The organism is Streptomyces sp. NPDC052012 (genome assembly GCF_040689265.1).
Taxonomy (GTDB): domain Bacteria; phylum Actinomycetota; class Actinomycetes; order Streptomycetales; family Streptomycetaceae; genus Streptomyces.
Window position 1 is genome coordinate 288,913 of record NZ_JBFAXA010000003.1, and the last position, 14,899, is coordinate 303,811.

The window sequence follows — 14,899 nt, forward strand, 5'->3', positions numbered from 1 at the left end:
GCGGTGAGCCGGATGAGAGTGCTGAGACTTCGGCTGTACGGCGTCGTCTTCCTCGCCGTGCTGGCCCTGCTGCTGTCGCTGTCCGTCGCCGTGTACCGGCAGGCGTTCACACCGGTCGTACGGATCACGCTGGAGGCGGACAGCCTGGGCAACCAGCTCGACCGGCGTGCCGACGTCAAGCTGCGCGGGCTGCTGGTCGGCGAGGTGCGCGAGGTGCGCGCGGACGGGACGAAGGCGACGCTCGACCTCGCGCTCGACCCGGAGCACGTCGCGTACATCCCCGCCGACGTGCACGCACGGCTGCTGCCCAAGACGCTGTTCGGCGAGAAGTACGTCGACCTGGTCGTGCCCGCCGGCTCGTCCGCCCGGCCGATCCGCGCCGGGGACGTCATCACCCAGGACCGCACCCGCGTCGGCATCGAGCTCCAGCAGCTGATGAACGACCTGCTGCCGCTGCTGCGCACCGTGAAGCCGGGCGAACTCAACGCCACGCTCTCCGCGTTCGCCACCGCCCTCGAGGGGCGCGGCGACCGGATCGGCGACAACCTCACGCGCGTGGAGGGCTATCTGCGCGAGCTCAACCCGCATCTGCCGTCCCTGAAGGAGGACATCGCACGGTTCGCGGACGTCGCCGAGGTGTACGGCGACGCGGCGCCCGACCTGATGAGGATCCTCCGCAACACGGTCACGACCAGCCGCACCCTGGTGGAGAAGAAGGAACAATTGGCCGCAGCGCTCACCTCGACCACGACCACCGCCCGCACGGCGGACGACGTCCTCGCCGCCAACGGCGACCGGCTGATCACCCTGGGCCGGGTCTCCCGGCCCACGCTGGAGCTGTTCGCCCGCTACTCCCCCGAGTACCCGTGCCTCCTGGACGGCCTGGTCCGGCAGGAGAAGGCGTCCGAGGAGGCGTTCCGGGGCGGGAGGATGCGCATCACGCTCGAAGTGGTGCGGCAGCAGCCGGCGTACGAACCCGGTGAGGAGCCCCGCTACGGCGAGCGGTCGGGGCCGGACTGCCGCGGCCTGCCGCACCCTCCGGTGCCCGGCCCCAAGCCCCGTCTCGACGACGGGACGGCCGCGGCGGGCTCGTCCGGCGTGTCCGGCACCCGGGCCGAGCAGCGCGCCGTCGGCTCGCTCGTGGCACCCGTGCTCGGCGTGCCTGCCGACGAGGTGCCGCCGGTGGCGACGCTGCTGTTCGGGCCGATGGCGCGCGGGACGGCGGTGAGCGTCGCATGAGCCGCACGACGAACGCGCGCCGGACCGCCGGACCGCTGGTCAGGTTCAGCCTCTTCGCGCTGGTGACGATCCTGGCGACGGCCCTGCTCGCGGCCACCATCGGCAACCTGTCCTTTGCCCCCAAGGACACGTACCGGGCGGTGTTCAGCGACGTCACCGGCCTGGAGGAGGGCGACGACATCCGGGTGGCCGGGGTGCGCGTCGGTGAGGTCGAGGGCATCCGCATCAAGGACCGGACCCGGGCGGAGGTCACCTTCACGGTGACCCGGAAACGCCCGCTGCTGACCGGCACCGGCGCGGTCATCCGCTACCGGAACCTCGTCGGGCAGCGGTACGTGGCCCTGACGGAGGGGGCGGGCGACGGCCGCCGGCTGCGGCCCGGCGCCACGATCCCGCTGTCGCGCACCCAGCCCGCACTGGATCTGAACGCGCTGCTGAACGGCTTCAAGCCGCTGTTCGCCGCGCTCAGCCCCGAGGACGTCAACCAGCTCGCCACCGAGATCGTCAAGACGCTCCAGGGCGAGGGCGGCACGGTCAACAGCCTGCTCGCGCACACGGCGTCGCTCACCACCACACTCGCCGGCCGGGACAAGCTGATCGGCTCGGTGATCGACAACCTCAACACCGTGCTGGAGACGCTCGACAAGCGCGGCGCCCGCTTCTCCGGGCTGCTCAAGCAGCTGCGCCGGGTGATCTCGGGGCTGTCCGCCGACCGCAAGCCCATCGGGAAGTCGCTGGTGAGCATCGGCGACCTGACGGAGGCGACGTCGGGGCTCCTCGCGGACGCCCGCCCGCCGCTGAAGGACGACATCGCCGAGCTGACCGAGCTCACCGGAACGCTGAACAGGAACGAGAAGACGGTGGAGGGCGTGCTGAAGCGGCTGCCGAACAAGCTCAACGAGCTGACCGGGACGGCGTCCTACGGCTCGTGGTTCAACTTCTACCTCTGCGACTTCGACGGCCGGATCGTGCTGCCGAAGACACGTGAGGTGCTCACTCCCGAGATGCACGTGGCCAGGGCGAGGTGCGCCGGATGAACTTCCGCGAACGCAACCCCGTCACGATCGGCGCCGTCGGTCTGACCACCCTGGCGCTGCTCACCGTGGCGGCGTTCAACGCAGACTCCCTGCCGGTGATCGGCGACGGTGAGACCTACAGCGCGGCGTTCGCGGAGGCGGGCGGTCTCAAGCCCGGCGACGAGGTACGGATCGCCGGGGTCAAGGTCGGTGAGGTCGAGGAGGTCGACCTGGACGGCGACCACGTCAAGGTCACCTTCGAGGTCGAGGGCGACCCGCGGTTCGGCACCACGACCGGGGCCTCCATCCGGGTGCAGACCATCCTCGGTGCCAAGTACCTGGCGCTGCACCCCGAGGGACCGGGTCAGCTGGAGCCCGGCAGTGAGATACCTCTGAAGCGGACCGTCCCGGCGTACGACGTGGTGCAGGCGTTCAGCGATCTGACCACCACGACCGAGGAGGTCGACACCGACCGGCTGGCGACGGCCCTGGACACCATCTCCACCACCTTCGAGGACTCGCCCGCCGAGGTGCGGGCGTCCGTCAAGGGCCTGTCGAAGATCTCCCGGACGGTCGCCTCGCGCGACAAGGCGCTGCGCAAGCTCCTCGACCACGCCGACGGGGTCACGGGCGTCCTGGCCGAACGCTCCGAGGACCTCACCGCCCTGGTGGACGACGGCGACAAGCTGTTCAAGGAGATCAGCAAGCGGCGCAAGGCCATCAGCAAGCTGCTGAAGTCCTCCGCCGCGCTCGGCGTCGAGCTCTCCGGGCTGGTCGAGGACAACGACAAGGAGATCGGACCCGCGCTCAGGGGCCTGAACCGCGTGGTCAGGATGCTGGAGCGCAACCAGTCGAGCCTCGACCGCAGCGTCAGACTGCTCGCGCCCTACATCCGGGTCTTCACCAACACCCTCGGCAACGGCCGCTGGTTCGACTCCTACGTCCAGAACCTGGTCGCCGCCCCGGTGGTGCCGCGCACGGGAGGCTCGCGATGAGGAGACGTCTGGCGCTGCTGCTCGCCCTGGCCCTCGTCGCCGGGCTCGCCCTCGCGCTGTGGCCCCGCGCCGAGAAGGTGCGGGTCACCGCCTACTTCCCGCGCACCGTCGGCATCTACCCCGGCTCGGACGTCCGCGTGCTCGGAGTGCGGATCGGCGAGGTCCGGAAGATCACGCCGGAGGGCGGCCGGGTGCGGGTGGAGCTGGAGTACGACGAAGGGCGCAAGGTGCCGGCCGACGCACAGGCCGCGATCATCAACTCCTCGGTGGTCAGCGACCGTTACGTGCAACTGCTGCCCGTGTACCGCAGCGGTCCGGTGCTGCGCGACGGCGCCGTCATCCCCGAGTCGCGTACGGCCGTGCCGGTCGAGTTGGACCGGGTCTTCGACAGCCTGCACACCACGGCCGAGGCGCTCGGGCCCGAGGGCGCCAACAAGGACGGCTCCCTCGCGCGGCTGCTCGGGGTGAGCGCGGACAACCTCGAGGGCCAGGGCGGCAACCTGCGCCGGACCGTGGAGGATCTCTCGAAGGCGGTCACGACCCTGTCCGACGGGCGCGGGGATCTGTTCGGGACCGTGCGGAACCTCCAGGTGTTCACGGCGGCGCTGGCGGCCGACGACAAGAGCGTGCGGTCGTTCAACACCAGCCTCGCCAAGGTGGCGGAGCAGCTCGCCGGGGAGCGCAAGGACCTCGCGGCGGCGCTGCGCAACCTCGGCAGGGCGCTCGGGGACGTGTCCGCGTTCGTGAAGAAGAACAAGAAGTCGCTGACCTCCAACGTGAAGGGCCTCAGCAAGGTGACGAAGGTGCTCGTCACCCAGCGCGCCGCCCTGGAGGAGCTGCTGGAGGTCGCCCCCACGGGCCTGTCGAACCTGCAGAACGCCTACAACCCCTCCTCCGGCACCCTCGACACCCGCAACAACCCGCAGCACCCGCAGGATCCGGCCTCCCTGCTGTGCTCGGTGCTGCGGACGACCGGCGAGGAGGGCGGCGGGAACGCGGACTGCGCGGAGCTGAGGAAGCTGTTCGACGCACTGCCCGAGGTGCCGAGCGGACCCGCGGTGTCGGGCACCGTCGACCGGACCCTCGGCGGCATCCTGGAGGGCGAGGCATGAGCGGGCTGCGCAGATGCGCGTGGGTGGCGGTCGGTTCGCTGCTGCTGTCGGGCTGTGAGTTCCACGGCTGGTACGACGTCGAGCTGCCCGGCGGGGCGGCCTCGGACGGCCGCGCGTACCGCGTCACCGTCGAGTTCCGCGACGTTCTCGACCTGGTGCCGCAGTCGGCCGTCAAGGTCGACGACGTGACCGTCGGCGCCGTCGAGAAGGTGGAGCTGGAGGGCTGGCACGCACGCGTACGGCTGCGGGTCGCCGACTCGGTGAAGCTGCCCGGCAACGCGGTCGCCGAGCTGAGGCAGACCAGCATGCTCGGCGAGAAGTACGTGGCGCTGTCGCCGCCGCCCGGCACCGCCCCTGTGGGCCGGCTCCGCGACGGCGACCGCATCCCGCTCAGCCGCAGCGGACGCAACCCGGAGATCGAGGAGGTGCTGTCCGCCCTGTCCGCGCTGCTCAACGGCGGCGGGGTGGCCCAGCTCAAGACGATCACCGTGGAGCTGAACAAGGCCCTGGACGGCCGCGAGAACCGGGTCAGGTCCCTGCTGGAGGAGCTGGACACGTTCCTCGGCGGCCTCGACGACCAGCGGGCGGACATCGTCCGCGCGCTGAAGGCCGTCGACCGGCTCGCGGGACGGCTCGGGAAGGAGAAGAAGACCATCGCGAAGGCCGTGGACACGATGCCGCCCGCGCTGAAGGTGCTCGCGGATCAGCGGCGCGATCTGACGAAGATGCTCACCGCCCTGTCGAAGCTGGGCAAGACGGGCACGAAGGTGATCAAGGCGTCCCGGAACGACACGGTCGCCAACCTGAAGCAGCTGCGCCCCATCCTGGAGCAGCTCAACAAGGCGGGCGACGACCTGCCCAACTCCCTCGAACTGCTCACCACGTACCCCTTCCCGCGCAACGCGGTCGACGCCGTCAAGGGCGACTACGTCAACCTCGCCGTCACCGCGGACCTCGATCTGGCGGGCCTCTACGGCAACCTGACGGAGAAGCCGGGTGGCAAGGGCGACACCCCGGGTGCACCGGACCTTCCCGATCCTCCGGACCTGCCCGACGTCCCCGAGCTTCCCGACCTGCCGGGCGTGCCCACGCCCCGGCCCGGCCTTCCCGACGCGCCCGCCACCCCCTCCGCGCCGCCCGGCGGCGACCTGCTGTGCCCGCCGGTCTGCACCGCCGGCCACGGCACCCACCGGGGTCTGCCGCCAGGGATCGACCTGGAGCTCGCGGAGCTGATGCTGAAGGGGATACAGCCATGATCACCCGTATGGTCAAGGCCCAACTGATCGCCTTCGCCACCGTCACCGCCGTCGGTGTGTCCTACGTCGGCGCCGAGTACACCGGCCTGGTGGACAGCGTCCTCGGCCGCGGTTACAGCGTGCGGGCCGAGTTCGCCGGCTCCGGGGGCATCTTCACCGGCGCCGAGGTCACCTACCGCGGGGTCCCGGTGGGCCGCGTCGGCGCGCTGCGGCTGACCGGCGCCGGCGGGGTCTCGGTCTCGCTCGACATCGAGGACGGGGCACCGCGCATCCCGGCGGACACCCTCGCTGTGGTGGCGAACCGCTCGGCGGTGGGCGAGCAGTACGTCGACCTCCAGCCGCGTACCTCCGACGGGCCGTATCTGCTCCAGGGCAGCACGATCCCCCGCGCACGCACCCGCGTGCCGCTGCCCACGACGGACCTCGTGCTCGGCCTCGACCGGCTGGTCAACTCGGTGGACAAGGGCGATCTGCGGGTCACCGTCGACGAGCTGGGCAAGGCCTTCTCGGGCACCGGACCGCATCTGAGCAGGCTGGTCGACTCCGGCAACGCGCTCGTGGAGGCCGCGTCCGAGTCGCTTCCCGAGACGATCGCGCTGATCGAGGACTCCCGGAAGGTGCTGAGGACGCAGGCCGACCAGGGCTCGTCCATCAAGGCGTTCTCGCGTGATCTGGCGTTGCTCACCGAGGAGTTGAAGTCGAGCGACGGGGACGTGCGCAAGCTCGTCGGCAACGCGGAACCGGCGGCGGTCGAGCTCAACTCGCTGCTGAAGTCGGTCGAGCCGCGGCTGTCGGTGCTGCTGGCCAACCTGATCAGCGGCGGGCAGGTCACGCTCGCGCGGCTCCCCGGCGTGGAGCAGGCCCTGGTCACCTTCCCGGTGGTCGTCGCGGGCAGCCACACCGTGATCCCGGGTGACGGCACCACCCACTTCGGCCTGGTGGTGAACGCCGACGACCCGCCGCCCTGCACCCAGGGGTACGGCACGGCCCGGCGCGACCCGGCGGACACCCGCACGCGCGAGGCGAACACCGACGCGCGCTGCACGGCCCCGCGCGGCAGCGCCACCTCGGTGCGCGGCGCGCAGAACGCGCCCGGGGCGTCGTCCCGCGGGACCACCGACCGGGCGGCGCACGTCACGCCGTACGACCCGGAGACCGGCACTCTCACCGGCCCGGACGGAACGCCCGTCGAGATCGGCTCGACGGGCGGCCAGCAGACCGTCTTCGGAAAGGAGTCGTGGCAATGGCTGCTCGTCGGACCGTTGGCATGAGCGGACGCGTGTTCTTCCAGGCGGCCCGGGGCCTTCTCACCCGGGCCGGAGGCTCCCGTGCCCTGTCCGTGGGGCTCGTCGTGGCGACCGTCCTGTGCACGGCGTCGGCGCTCTGGCTGAGCAGCCGGCTCTACGAGCAGCGCGAGGCGGAGCAGCGCCGGCAGGACATCCTGGCGGCGGCCCGGCAGTCGGCGCTGAACTTCACCTCGCTCGACTACCGGCGCTACGACCGGGACAGCGCCAACGTGCTCAAGGGGGCCACCGGCGACTTCAGGAAGGAGTTCGCCGCGCAGACCGAGAAGCTGACCGAGCTCGTCGCACGGAACAAGTCCGTGTCCGAGGGGCAGGTCCTCGACGCGGGCATCGTCCGCTGCGACGAGCGCTCGGCCCGGGTGCTCGTGGTCGCCGACAGCAAGGTGACCAACACGGCCGTGCCCGAGGGGGAGGCGCGCACCTACCGGTTGCAGCTCGACCTGGTCCACGAGGGCGGCCGCTGGCTGACCTCCGACGTCGAGTTCGTGGGCTGACCCCTGCCGTACCACCCAGTGAGGAGCAATACCGTGGCGAAAACCACCACCCGAGGCCGCGGCTCCGGTTCCCCGACCCGGCACACGATGACGGCCGCGGCCCGCGCGGCGGCCAGGCGCGCGGAACGCGCAGAGCGGGGCCCGGCGACCGCCGTGGGGAAGGTGAGCCCGGTCGCCGGGCGCACCGTGGTCATCGAGCCCCCGGACGGCTGGGACGATCCGCCGGAGCCGTCCCCGGAGGACTTCGACGAGGACGCCCCGGACGGGTCGGCCGGGGGCGGCTCGCGGCGGGGGCTGCGCACCGCGCTCCTGTGTGTGCTGCTGGTGGCGGGGCTGGTCGCCGTCGGCGTGCTCGGGGCCCACTACCGACAGGGCGTGCGGGCCGAGCAGGCTCGCGCGCAGGCGCTCACGGCCGCGCGGAAGGCGGCGCCCGTCGTGCTCTCGTACGACCACCGGCATCTGGACCGGGACTTCGCCGCGGCACGCGCCCGCCTCACCGGAAAGTTCCGCGCCGAGTACGCGAGGACGACGCGGACGGTGGTCGGGCCGACGGCGAGGAAGTACGACGGCGTGGTGAGGGCGAGGGTCGCGGAGCCGGCCGGCGGTGCGGCGGCGGCCTCCGTGGTGTCGGCCTCGGCGGACGAGGCGGTGGTCCTGCTCTTCGTCAACCAGGTGACCAGGAGCACCCAGGTGACCGGTTCCCGGGTGGATCTGAACCGGGTGCGGATGACGATGACCCGCACGTCCGCGGGGTGGAAGGTGAGCGCCGTCGACGCCCTGTGAGCCACCGCCTCCGCAGCGCCCCCGCGCCCTTTGCGCGGGGGCGCTTTTTTGCCGGCCGCTCTTGACAGCCCTCGACGGTCCCGGGCAGTCTTTCCATGCAGCAGAAAAGAACTTCCGCAATACGAAATAGCAGGAAAGGGAGCGCCGACCCATGGGATTCACAGAGCAGCGCTTCAACGTCAACCTGTCGATCCTCTTCACGGAACTCCCGCTCCTGGAGCGCCCGGCGGCCGCCGCGGCGGCCGGCTTCACCGCGGTCGAGCTGTGGTGGCCCTGGATCGACTCGCCCACCCCCGAGCAGTCCGAGCTCGACGCCCTGAAGAAGGCGATCGAGGACGCGGGCGTCCAGCTCACGGGCCTGAACTTCTACGCCGGACAGCTGCCCGGACCGGACCGCGGCGCGCTGTCGGTCCCGGGTGAGGAGTCGGAGCGGTTCCGCGCCAACATCGACGTGGCGGCCGGCTTCGCGCAGTCCCTGGGCTGCAAGGCGCTCAACGCGCTGTACGGCAACCGGGTCGAGGGGGTGGACCCGGCCGAGCAGGACGCGCTCGCGCTGGAGAACCTGGTTCTCGCCGCCCGGGCGGCCGACCGGATCGGCGCGATCCTGCTGATCGAGGCCCTGAACAAGCCCGAGTCGCCGCTGTACCCGCTGGTGTCGGCACCGGCCGCCGTCGGCGTCGTCGACAAGGTCAACGCGGCGACGGGCCTGGACAACGCGCGGTTCCTCATGGACCTCTACCACCTGTCCATGAACGGCGAGGACCTGCCGTCGGTGATCGAGCGGTACGCCTCGCGGACGGGCCACGTCCAGATCGCCGACAACCCCGGCCGCGGCGCCCCGGGCACGGGTTCGCTGCCGCTGGAGGAGCTGCTGGACCAGCTCAAGAAGGCGGGCTACGACGGCTGGATCGGCCTGGAGTACAAGCCGGGCGACCGTCCCAGTGCCGATGCCTTCGACTGGCTGACCCGCTGACCCCTGCACCGAAAGGCATCCCCATCATGAGCAACACAACCCTTCCCAAGATCGCCTGGATCGGCCTCGGCATCATGGGCTCCCCCATGTCCGAGAACCTGATCAAGGCGGGTTACCAGGTCGCCGGTTACACGCTGGAGCAGGAGAAGCTGGACCGGCTGGCCGCCGCCGGCGGCACCGCCGCCTCCTCGATCGCCGAGGCCGTGCGCGACGCCGACGTGATCATCACGATGGTCCCGGCCTCCCCGCAGGTCGAGGCCATCGCCTACGGCCCGGACGGCATCCTCGAGAACGCGAAGTCCGGCGCCCTGCTGATCGACATGTCCTCGATCACCCCGCAGACCTCGATCGACCTGGCGAAGGCCGCCGAGGACAAGGGCATCCGGGTCCTGGACGCCCCCGTGTCCGGCGGTGAGGCCGGGGCCATCGAGGCCGTGCTGTCCATCATGGTCGGCGGTGAGCAGGCCGACTTCGACGAGGCCAAGCCGATCTTCGAGGCGCTCGGCAAGACCATCGTGCTGTGCGGTCCACACGGCTCCGGTCAGACCGTGAAGGCCGCCAACCAGCTGATCGTCGCCGTCAACATCCAGGCGTGCGCCGAGGCCGTGGTCTTCCTGGAGAAGTCCGGCGTGGACCTGAAGGCCGCGCTGGACGTCCTCAACGGCGGTCTCGCCGGCTCGACCGTGCTGACGCGCAAGAAGGACAACTTCCTCAACCGCGACTTCAAGCCGGGCTTCCGCATCGACCTGCACCACAAGGACATGGGCATCGTCACCGACGCCGCCCGCACCGTCGGCGCGGCCCTGCCCGTCGGCTCCGTGGTGGCCCAGCTGGTCGCGAGCCTGCGTGCGCAGGGCGACGGCGGCCTGGACCACTCCGCGCTGCTGCGCGCGGTCGAGCGCCTCTCCGGCGCCCAGGTCTGACCAGACCGCCCCGATCTCCGGGCGGCGCCGGTGCTGACACCTGTCCTGTCGCGCCCAAGGCGCCGGCGCCGCCCGGTAACCAGCCCTGCCCACCCGTTCAACAAACTGTTGACGTCCCGATCGTCACGAACCTAGGCTCCACAAAGCGGAAACAGCTTTCCGCTGCCCCTCGCATGGAAGGTCCACGATGTCGAAGCGCGTGCTCACCACCGAGTCCGGCGCCCCGGTCGCCGACAACCAGAATTCCGCCTCCGCCGGCATCGGCGGCCCGCTGCTGCTCCAGGACCAGCACCTGCTGGAGAAGCTCGCGCGCTTCAACCGCGAGCGCATCCCGGAGCGTGTGGTGCACGCCCGCGGCTCCGGCGCCTACGGTCACTTCGAGGTCACCGACGACGTCACCGACTACACGTACGCCGAGTTCCTGGACACCGTCGGCAAGCGCACCGAGGTGTTCGTGCGCTTCTCCACCGTGGCCGACTCGCTCGGCGGTGCGGACGCGGTGCGCGACCCGCGCGGTTTCGCGGTGAAGTTCTACACCCGTGAGGGCAACTACGACCTCGTCGGGAACAACACTCCGGTGTTCTTCATCAAGGACCCGATCAAGTTCCCCGACTTCATCCACTCGCAGAAGCGCGACCCGTTCACCGGCCGTCAGGAGCCGGACAACGTCTGGGACTTCTGGGCGCACTCCCCCGAGGCCACGCACCAGGTGACCTGGCTGATGGGCGACCGCGGCATCCCGGCGTCGTACCGCCACATGAACGGCTACGGCTCGCACACCTACCAGTGGACGAACAGCAAGGGCGAGGCCTTCTTCGTCAAGTACCACTTCAAGACGAACCAGGGCATCCGCTGCCTGAGCAGCGAGCAGGCCGCGGAGATCGCGGGCCAGGACCCGACCTCGCACCAGACGGACCTGCTCCAGGCCATCGAGCGCGGGGTGCACCCGTCCTGGACGCTGTACGTCCAGCTGATGCCGGCCGAGGACGCGGCCGACTACCGCTTCAACCCGTTCGACCTGACCAAGGTGTGGCCGCACAAGGACTACCCGCTGCAGCGGGTGGGTCGGCTGGTGCTGGACCGCAACCCGGACAACGTGTTCGCCGAGGTCGAGCAGGCCGCGTTCTCCCCGAACAACTTCGTGCCGGGCATCGGTCCCTCGCCCGACAAGATGCTCCAGGGCCGCCTGTTCGCCTACGCCGACGCGCACCGCTACCGCCTGGGCGTCAACCACACCCAGCTGGCGGTCAACGCCCCCAAGGCCGTGCCGGGCGGCGCGAACAACTACGGGCGGGACGGCTTCATGGCGTCCAACTCCCAGGGCCGGTACGCCAAGAACTACGAGCCGAACTCCTACGACGGCCCGGTCGAGACCGGCCGCCCGCTGTCGGCACCGCTCGCCGTGTCCGGCCACACCGGCACGCACGAGGCTCCGCAGCACACCAAGGACGACGACTTCTTCCAGGCCGGTGAGCTGTACCGGCTGATGTCCGCCGAGGAGAAGTCCCGCCTCATCGCCAACATCGCCGGCGGCCTGTCGCAGGTCAGCCGCGACGACGTGATCGAGAAGAACCTGGCCCACTTCCACGCCGCCGACCCGGAGTACGGCAAGCGCGTGGAGGAGGCGGTCCGCGCCCTGCGCGAGGACTGACTCACAGGCTGCGTCCAGGGTCCGGCGGGGAGGCCGGACACCGGACGCGCGGACCCGCCGTACCGGCGACCCGGATGAGGGGTGGTCGACCGGTACGGCGGGCAGGGCGAGGACCGCGGCGGCGTGCGAGCCAGTGCGGTGGTGCAGGCCCGGAGTCTCTTCCTTCGACCTGAGGGGAGGAGCCCCCGGCGCCGTCGTACCCGCCGCGGTCCCGATCCCCCAAGACCCCGTCCGGCGGCGCGAATGTCCTGTCGCGCCCAGCCTCGCACCGCCGGACGGCTTCAAAACCCTCACAGCCTCACCGGGCGGAAAGCGCCCCGGACGCGGACGGTCCCGCATCCGGGGCGCTTTCCGCACGTCCGCACGCTTTCCGCCCGGGCGCTTTCCGCCCGGGCGCTCAAGTCCGTCCGAGCGTCTCCCGTCCGTCCGGGCGCTCTCCGCGCGTCCGGGCGGTCTCCGCGCGTCCGAGCGTCTCCCGTCCGTCCGGGCGGTCTCCGCGCGTCCGGGCAGTCTCCGGTCCATCCGGGCTTCCGGGCGTCTCCCGCCCGTCCGGGCGTCCCGGCGGTCTCCCCGCGTCCGGGCGTCTCCCGCCCGTCCGGGCCTCTCCGGGCGTCCGGGCCGCTCGCCCTGCGTCCGGTGTTTCCCGTGCCGCCGGGGTGCGGATGTGGGCGGGGGGCAGCAGCCTGGTGGCATGGGACATCCGACGGAGCATCCGCACATCGTGGTGCATCCCCCGGCCCTGGACGGCTCCCGGCGGGTCACCACGGACGACGAGACGCTGGGGATCGCCACGCACGTCGACGACGTGAGCGAGATCCTGCGGCTGGCCGATCTGTACGTCACCGACATCGAGGACACCGACTTCATCGAATGGCAGGGCGGCGGCCCCGACGACTGGCCGGGCCTGTCCGAGCACCACGAGCCCTGAGCACACCTACGCCACGCGGCGTACGCGCCCTACGGCACCCTCAAATCAACCTCTGAACCGGCACCGGTGAGGCTTCGACCGCCCCCGCCCACGGGCACACTTCCCGCACACGGAACCCGCCGACACGGGGGCGGCGGGCTCCGTGCTCACGTCGTTCGCGTGCGCCGGCACGCCGAGAGGGGCGGTCCCCGACGGGACCGCCCCTCTCTCGTGCGCCTCGCTGCGTCAGGCCTTCAGCGGCTTGATCGCGGTCGGCGCGTGGCCCGGCTCCGTGGCCAGGTCCTCGAACTCGATCACGTTGGAGATGTCGTTCGTGCCGGACATCGAGATGTTGGTGACGCGTTCCAGGATGGCCTCGACGACCACCGGGACCCGGTGCTCCGCGGCCAGCTTCTTGGCCTGTTCCAGGGCCGTGCCCAGCTCGTTCGGGTCCGTCACCCGGATCGCCTTGCAGCCGAGCCCCTCGGCGACCTTGACGTGGTCGACGCCGTAGACGCCCAGCTCGGGCGAGTTGATGTTCTCGAACTCCAGCTTGACCTGGAAGTCGATGTCGAACGCCCGCTGCGCCTGGCGGATCAGGCCCAGGTAGGAGTTGTTCACCAGGACGTGGACGTAGGGGATCTTGTGCTGTGCGCCGACCGCCAGCTCCTCGATCATGAACTGGAAGTCGTAGTCGCCCGACAGCGCGACGACCTGCGCATCCGGGTCGGCCTTGGCGACGCCGAGCGCGGCCGGGACGGTCCAGCCCAGCGGGCCGGCCTGGCCGCAGTTGATCCAGTGCCGCGGGCGGTAGACGTGCAGCATCTGCGCGCCGGCGATCTGGGAGAGGCCGATGGTGGAGACGTACCGGGTCTCCGGGCCGAAGGCCTTGTTCATCTCCTCGTAGACCCGCTGCGGCTTGATCGGGATGTCGTCGAAGTGCGTACGGCGCTGGAGGGTGGCCTTCCTCTCCTGCGCGGCGGCGGCCCACGCGGAGCGGTCGGGCAGCTTGCCGGCCGCCTTCAGCCCCTTGGCGACCTCGACGAACAGCTCCAGCGCGGCCTTCGCGTCGGAGGCGATGCCGTAGTCGGGGGCGAAGATCTTGCCGATCTGGGTGGGCTCGACGTCGACGTGGACGAAGGTCCGTCCGGCCGTGTAGACGTCCAGCTTGCCGGTGTGGCGGTTGGCCCAGCGGTTGCCGATGCCCAGGACGAAGTCGGACTCCAGGAAGGTCGCGTTGCCGTAGCGGTGCGAGGTCTGCAGGCCGACCATGCCGGCGTTCAGCTCGTGGTCGTCCGGCAGGACGCCCCAGCCCATCAGCGTCGGCACGACCGGAGTGCCCGTCAGTTCGGCGAACTCCACCAGCAGTTCGGCCGCGTCGGCGTTGATGACACCGCCGCCCGCGACGATCAGCGGGCGCTCGGCGGCGTTCAGCATGCCGATCGCCTTCTCGATCTGGGCGCGGCTCGCGGCGGGCTTGTAGACCGGCAGCGGCTCGTAGGTGTCGGGGTCGAACTCGATCTCCGTCATCTGGACGTCGATCGGCAGGTCGATCAGGACCGGGCCGGGACGGCCGGAGCGCATGAGGTGGAAGGCCTGCTGGAAGACGCCGGGGACCTGCGCGGCCTCCAGGACGGTGACCGCCATCTTGGTGACCGGCTTGGCGATCGAGGCGATGTCGACGGCCTGGAAGTCCTCTTTGTGGATCACCGCGGTCGGGGCCTGGCCGGTGATGCACAGGATCGGGATGGAGTCACCGGTCGCCGAGTACAGGCCGGTGATCATGTCGGTGCCGGCCGGACCGGAGGTGCCGATGCAGACGCCGATGTTGCCCGGGTGGGTCCGGGTGTAGCCCTCGGCCATGTGCGAGGCGCCCTCCACATGGCGGGCGAGGGTGTGGGTGATCCCGCCGGAGGCCTTGAGCGCCGCGTAGAACGGGTTGATCGCCGCGCCGGGGACACCGAACGCGTCGGTGACGCCCTCGCGCTTGAGGATCTCAACTGCCGCGCGGGCAGCGGTCATTCGAGCCATCGAGTACTCCTGCTTCGGCCATCGGATTCGCACTCCCGTCGCGCCCCGCGGTGAGCTCTCTCCGTGAACAGTCCAGTTTCCGTATTACGGAAATTAACTTCTACGATCTGGAATGAATGTAGGGGGAGGCGCGGAACCCGTCAAGAGAGGGACCAAGCGCCGGACAGGCGCGGGGCCGGCGGAGGAGGATTGGGGGCGCTGCCCCGAAGTGAGAG

The 14,899-nt window shown here is 70.9% G+C and carries 13 protein-coding genes; 12 read left to right on the forward strand and 1 reads right to left on the reverse strand.

The features are described 5' to 3' along the window. The first annotated feature begins 12 nt into the window (after positions 1-12). The 12 genes from AB0412_RS08490 (at position 13) to AB0412_RS08545 (ending at position 12,674) form a co-directional block, all read left to right on the forward strand. Positions 13-1,239 (forward strand): MCE family protein, encoded by a 1,227-nt coding sequence (locus tag AB0412_RS08490; protein ID WP_366401959.1) that lies wholly within the window; start codon positions 13-15, stop codon positions 1,237-1,239. Then, positions 1,236-2,276, forward strand: coding sequence for an MlaD family protein (locus AB0412_RS08495; RefSeq protein ID WP_366401746.1), 1,041 nt, complete (start codon positions 1,236-1,238; stop codon positions 2,274-2,276). The genes AB0412_RS08490 and AB0412_RS08495 overlap by 4 nt, the downstream gene beginning before the upstream one ends. Then, entirely contained in the window at positions 2,273-3,250 is a 978-nt protein-coding gene (locus tag AB0412_RS08500) for an MlaD family protein (RefSeq protein WP_366401747.1), read from the forward strand. Before AB0412_RS08495 ends, AB0412_RS08500 begins: the two co-directional genes overlap by 4 nt. Then, positions 3,247-4,362, forward strand: coding sequence for an MCE family protein (locus AB0412_RS08505; RefSeq protein WP_366401748.1), 1,116 nt, complete (start codon positions 3,247-3,249; stop codon positions 4,360-4,362). The genes AB0412_RS08500 and AB0412_RS08505 overlap by 4 nt, the downstream gene beginning before the upstream one ends. Next, positions 4,359-5,618: an MCE family protein gene (locus tag AB0412_RS08510; RefSeq protein ID WP_366401749.1), complete on the forward strand. Its 1,260-nt coding sequence runs from the start codon at positions 4,359-4,361 to the stop codon at positions 5,616-5,618. The genes AB0412_RS08505 and AB0412_RS08510 overlap by 4 nt, the downstream gene beginning before the upstream one ends. Then, a complete protein-coding gene (locus AB0412_RS08515) occupies positions 5,615-6,889 on the forward strand; it encodes an MlaD family protein (protein ID WP_366401750.1) in 1,275 nt (424 codons plus the stop codon). The genes AB0412_RS08510 and AB0412_RS08515 overlap by 4 nt, the downstream gene beginning before the upstream one ends. After that, positions 6,886-7,416 carry a hypothetical protein gene (locus AB0412_RS08520; RefSeq protein ID WP_366401751.1) on the forward strand — a complete coding sequence of 177 codons (531 nt, stop codon included), beginning with the start codon at positions 6,886-6,888 and terminating at the stop codon, positions 7,414-7,416. Before AB0412_RS08515 ends, AB0412_RS08520 begins: the two co-directional genes overlap by 4 nt. A 33-nt stretch (positions 7,417-7,449) precedes the next feature. Next, entirely contained in the window at positions 7,450-8,199 is a 750-nt protein-coding gene (locus tag AB0412_RS08525; RefSeq protein ID WP_366401752.1) for a hypothetical protein, read from the forward strand. 151 nt (positions 8,200-8,350) lie between these two features. After that, entirely contained in the window at positions 8,351-9,172 is an 822-nt protein-coding gene (locus AB0412_RS08530) for a TIM barrel protein (RefSeq protein WP_366401753.1), read from the forward strand. A 26-nt stretch (positions 9,173-9,198) separates the two neighbouring features. Further along, positions 9,199-10,095 (forward strand): 2-hydroxy-3-oxopropionate reductase, encoded by an 897-nt coding sequence (locus AB0412_RS08535; protein WP_366401754.1) that lies wholly within the window; start codon positions 9,199-9,201, stop codon positions 10,093-10,095. Positions 10,096-10,282: 187 nt separating this feature from the next. Then, complete coding sequence (locus AB0412_RS08540) at positions 10,283-11,746, forward strand: catalase (protein WP_366401755.1); 1,464 nt, start codon at positions 10,283-10,285, stop codon at positions 11,744-11,746. A gap of 691 nt (positions 11,747-12,437) precedes the next feature. Further along, positions 12,438-12,674 (forward strand): hypothetical protein, encoded by a 237-nt coding sequence (locus AB0412_RS08545; RefSeq protein ID WP_366401756.1) that lies wholly within the window; start codon positions 12,438-12,440, stop codon positions 12,672-12,674. A gap of 225 nt (positions 12,675-12,899) precedes the next feature. Here AB0412_RS08545 and gcl read toward each other — a convergent pair whose 3' ends face one another. Beyond that, a complete protein-coding gene (gene gcl / locus AB0412_RS08550; RefSeq protein WP_366401757.1) occupies positions 12,900-14,684 on the reverse strand; it encodes a glyoxylate carboligase in 1,785 nt (594 codons plus the stop codon). Positions 14,685-14,899: the final 215 nt, after the last annotated feature.

What these genes read in the sequence shown, in the direction of transcription:
- AB0412_RS08490 (WP_366401959.1), top strand. Translation starts at nt 13, where the DNA reads ATGAGAGTGCTGAGACTTCGGCTGTACGGCGTCGTCTTCCTCGCCGTG.
- AB0412_RS08495 (WP_366401746.1), top strand. Translation starts at nt 1,236, where the DNA reads ATGAGCCGCACGACGAACGCGCGCCGGACCGCCGGACCGCTGGTCAGG.
- AB0412_RS08500 (WP_366401747.1), top strand. Translation starts at nt 2,273, where the DNA reads ATGAACTTCCGCGAACGCAACCCCGTCACGATCGGCGCCGTCGGTCTG.
- AB0412_RS08505 (WP_366401748.1), top strand. Translation starts at nt 3,247, where the DNA reads ATGAGGAGACGTCTGGCGCTGCTGCTCGCCCTGGCCCTCGTCGCCGGG.
- AB0412_RS08510 (WP_366401749.1), top strand. Translation starts at nt 4,359, where the DNA reads ATGAGCGGGCTGCGCAGATGCGCGTGGGTGGCGGTCGGTTCGCTGCTG.
- AB0412_RS08515 (WP_366401750.1), top strand. Translation starts at nt 5,615, where the DNA reads ATGATCACCCGTATGGTCAAGGCCCAACTGATCGCCTTCGCCACCGTC.
- AB0412_RS08520 (WP_366401751.1), top strand. Translation starts at nt 6,886, where the DNA reads ATGAGCGGACGCGTGTTCTTCCAGGCGGCCCGGGGCCTTCTCACCCGG.
- AB0412_RS08530 (WP_366401753.1), top strand. Translation starts at nt 8,351, where the DNA reads ATGGGATTCACAGAGCAGCGCTTCAACGTCAACCTGTCGATCCTCTTC.
- AB0412_RS08535 (WP_366401754.1), top strand. Translation starts at nt 9,199, where the DNA reads ATGAGCAACACAACCCTTCCCAAGATCGCCTGGATCGGCCTCGGCATC.
- AB0412_RS08540 (WP_366401755.1), top strand. Translation starts at nt 10,283, where the DNA reads ATGTCGAAGCGCGTGCTCACCACCGAGTCCGGCGCCCCGGTCGCCGAC.
- AB0412_RS08545 (WP_366401756.1), top strand. Translation starts at nt 12,438, where the DNA reads ATGGGACATCCGACGGAGCATCCGCACATCGTGGTGCATCCCCCGGCC.
- gcl (WP_366401757.1), bottom strand. Translation starts at nt 14,684, where the DNA reads ATGGCTCGAATGACCGCTGCCCGCGCGGCAGTTGAGATCCTCAAGCGC.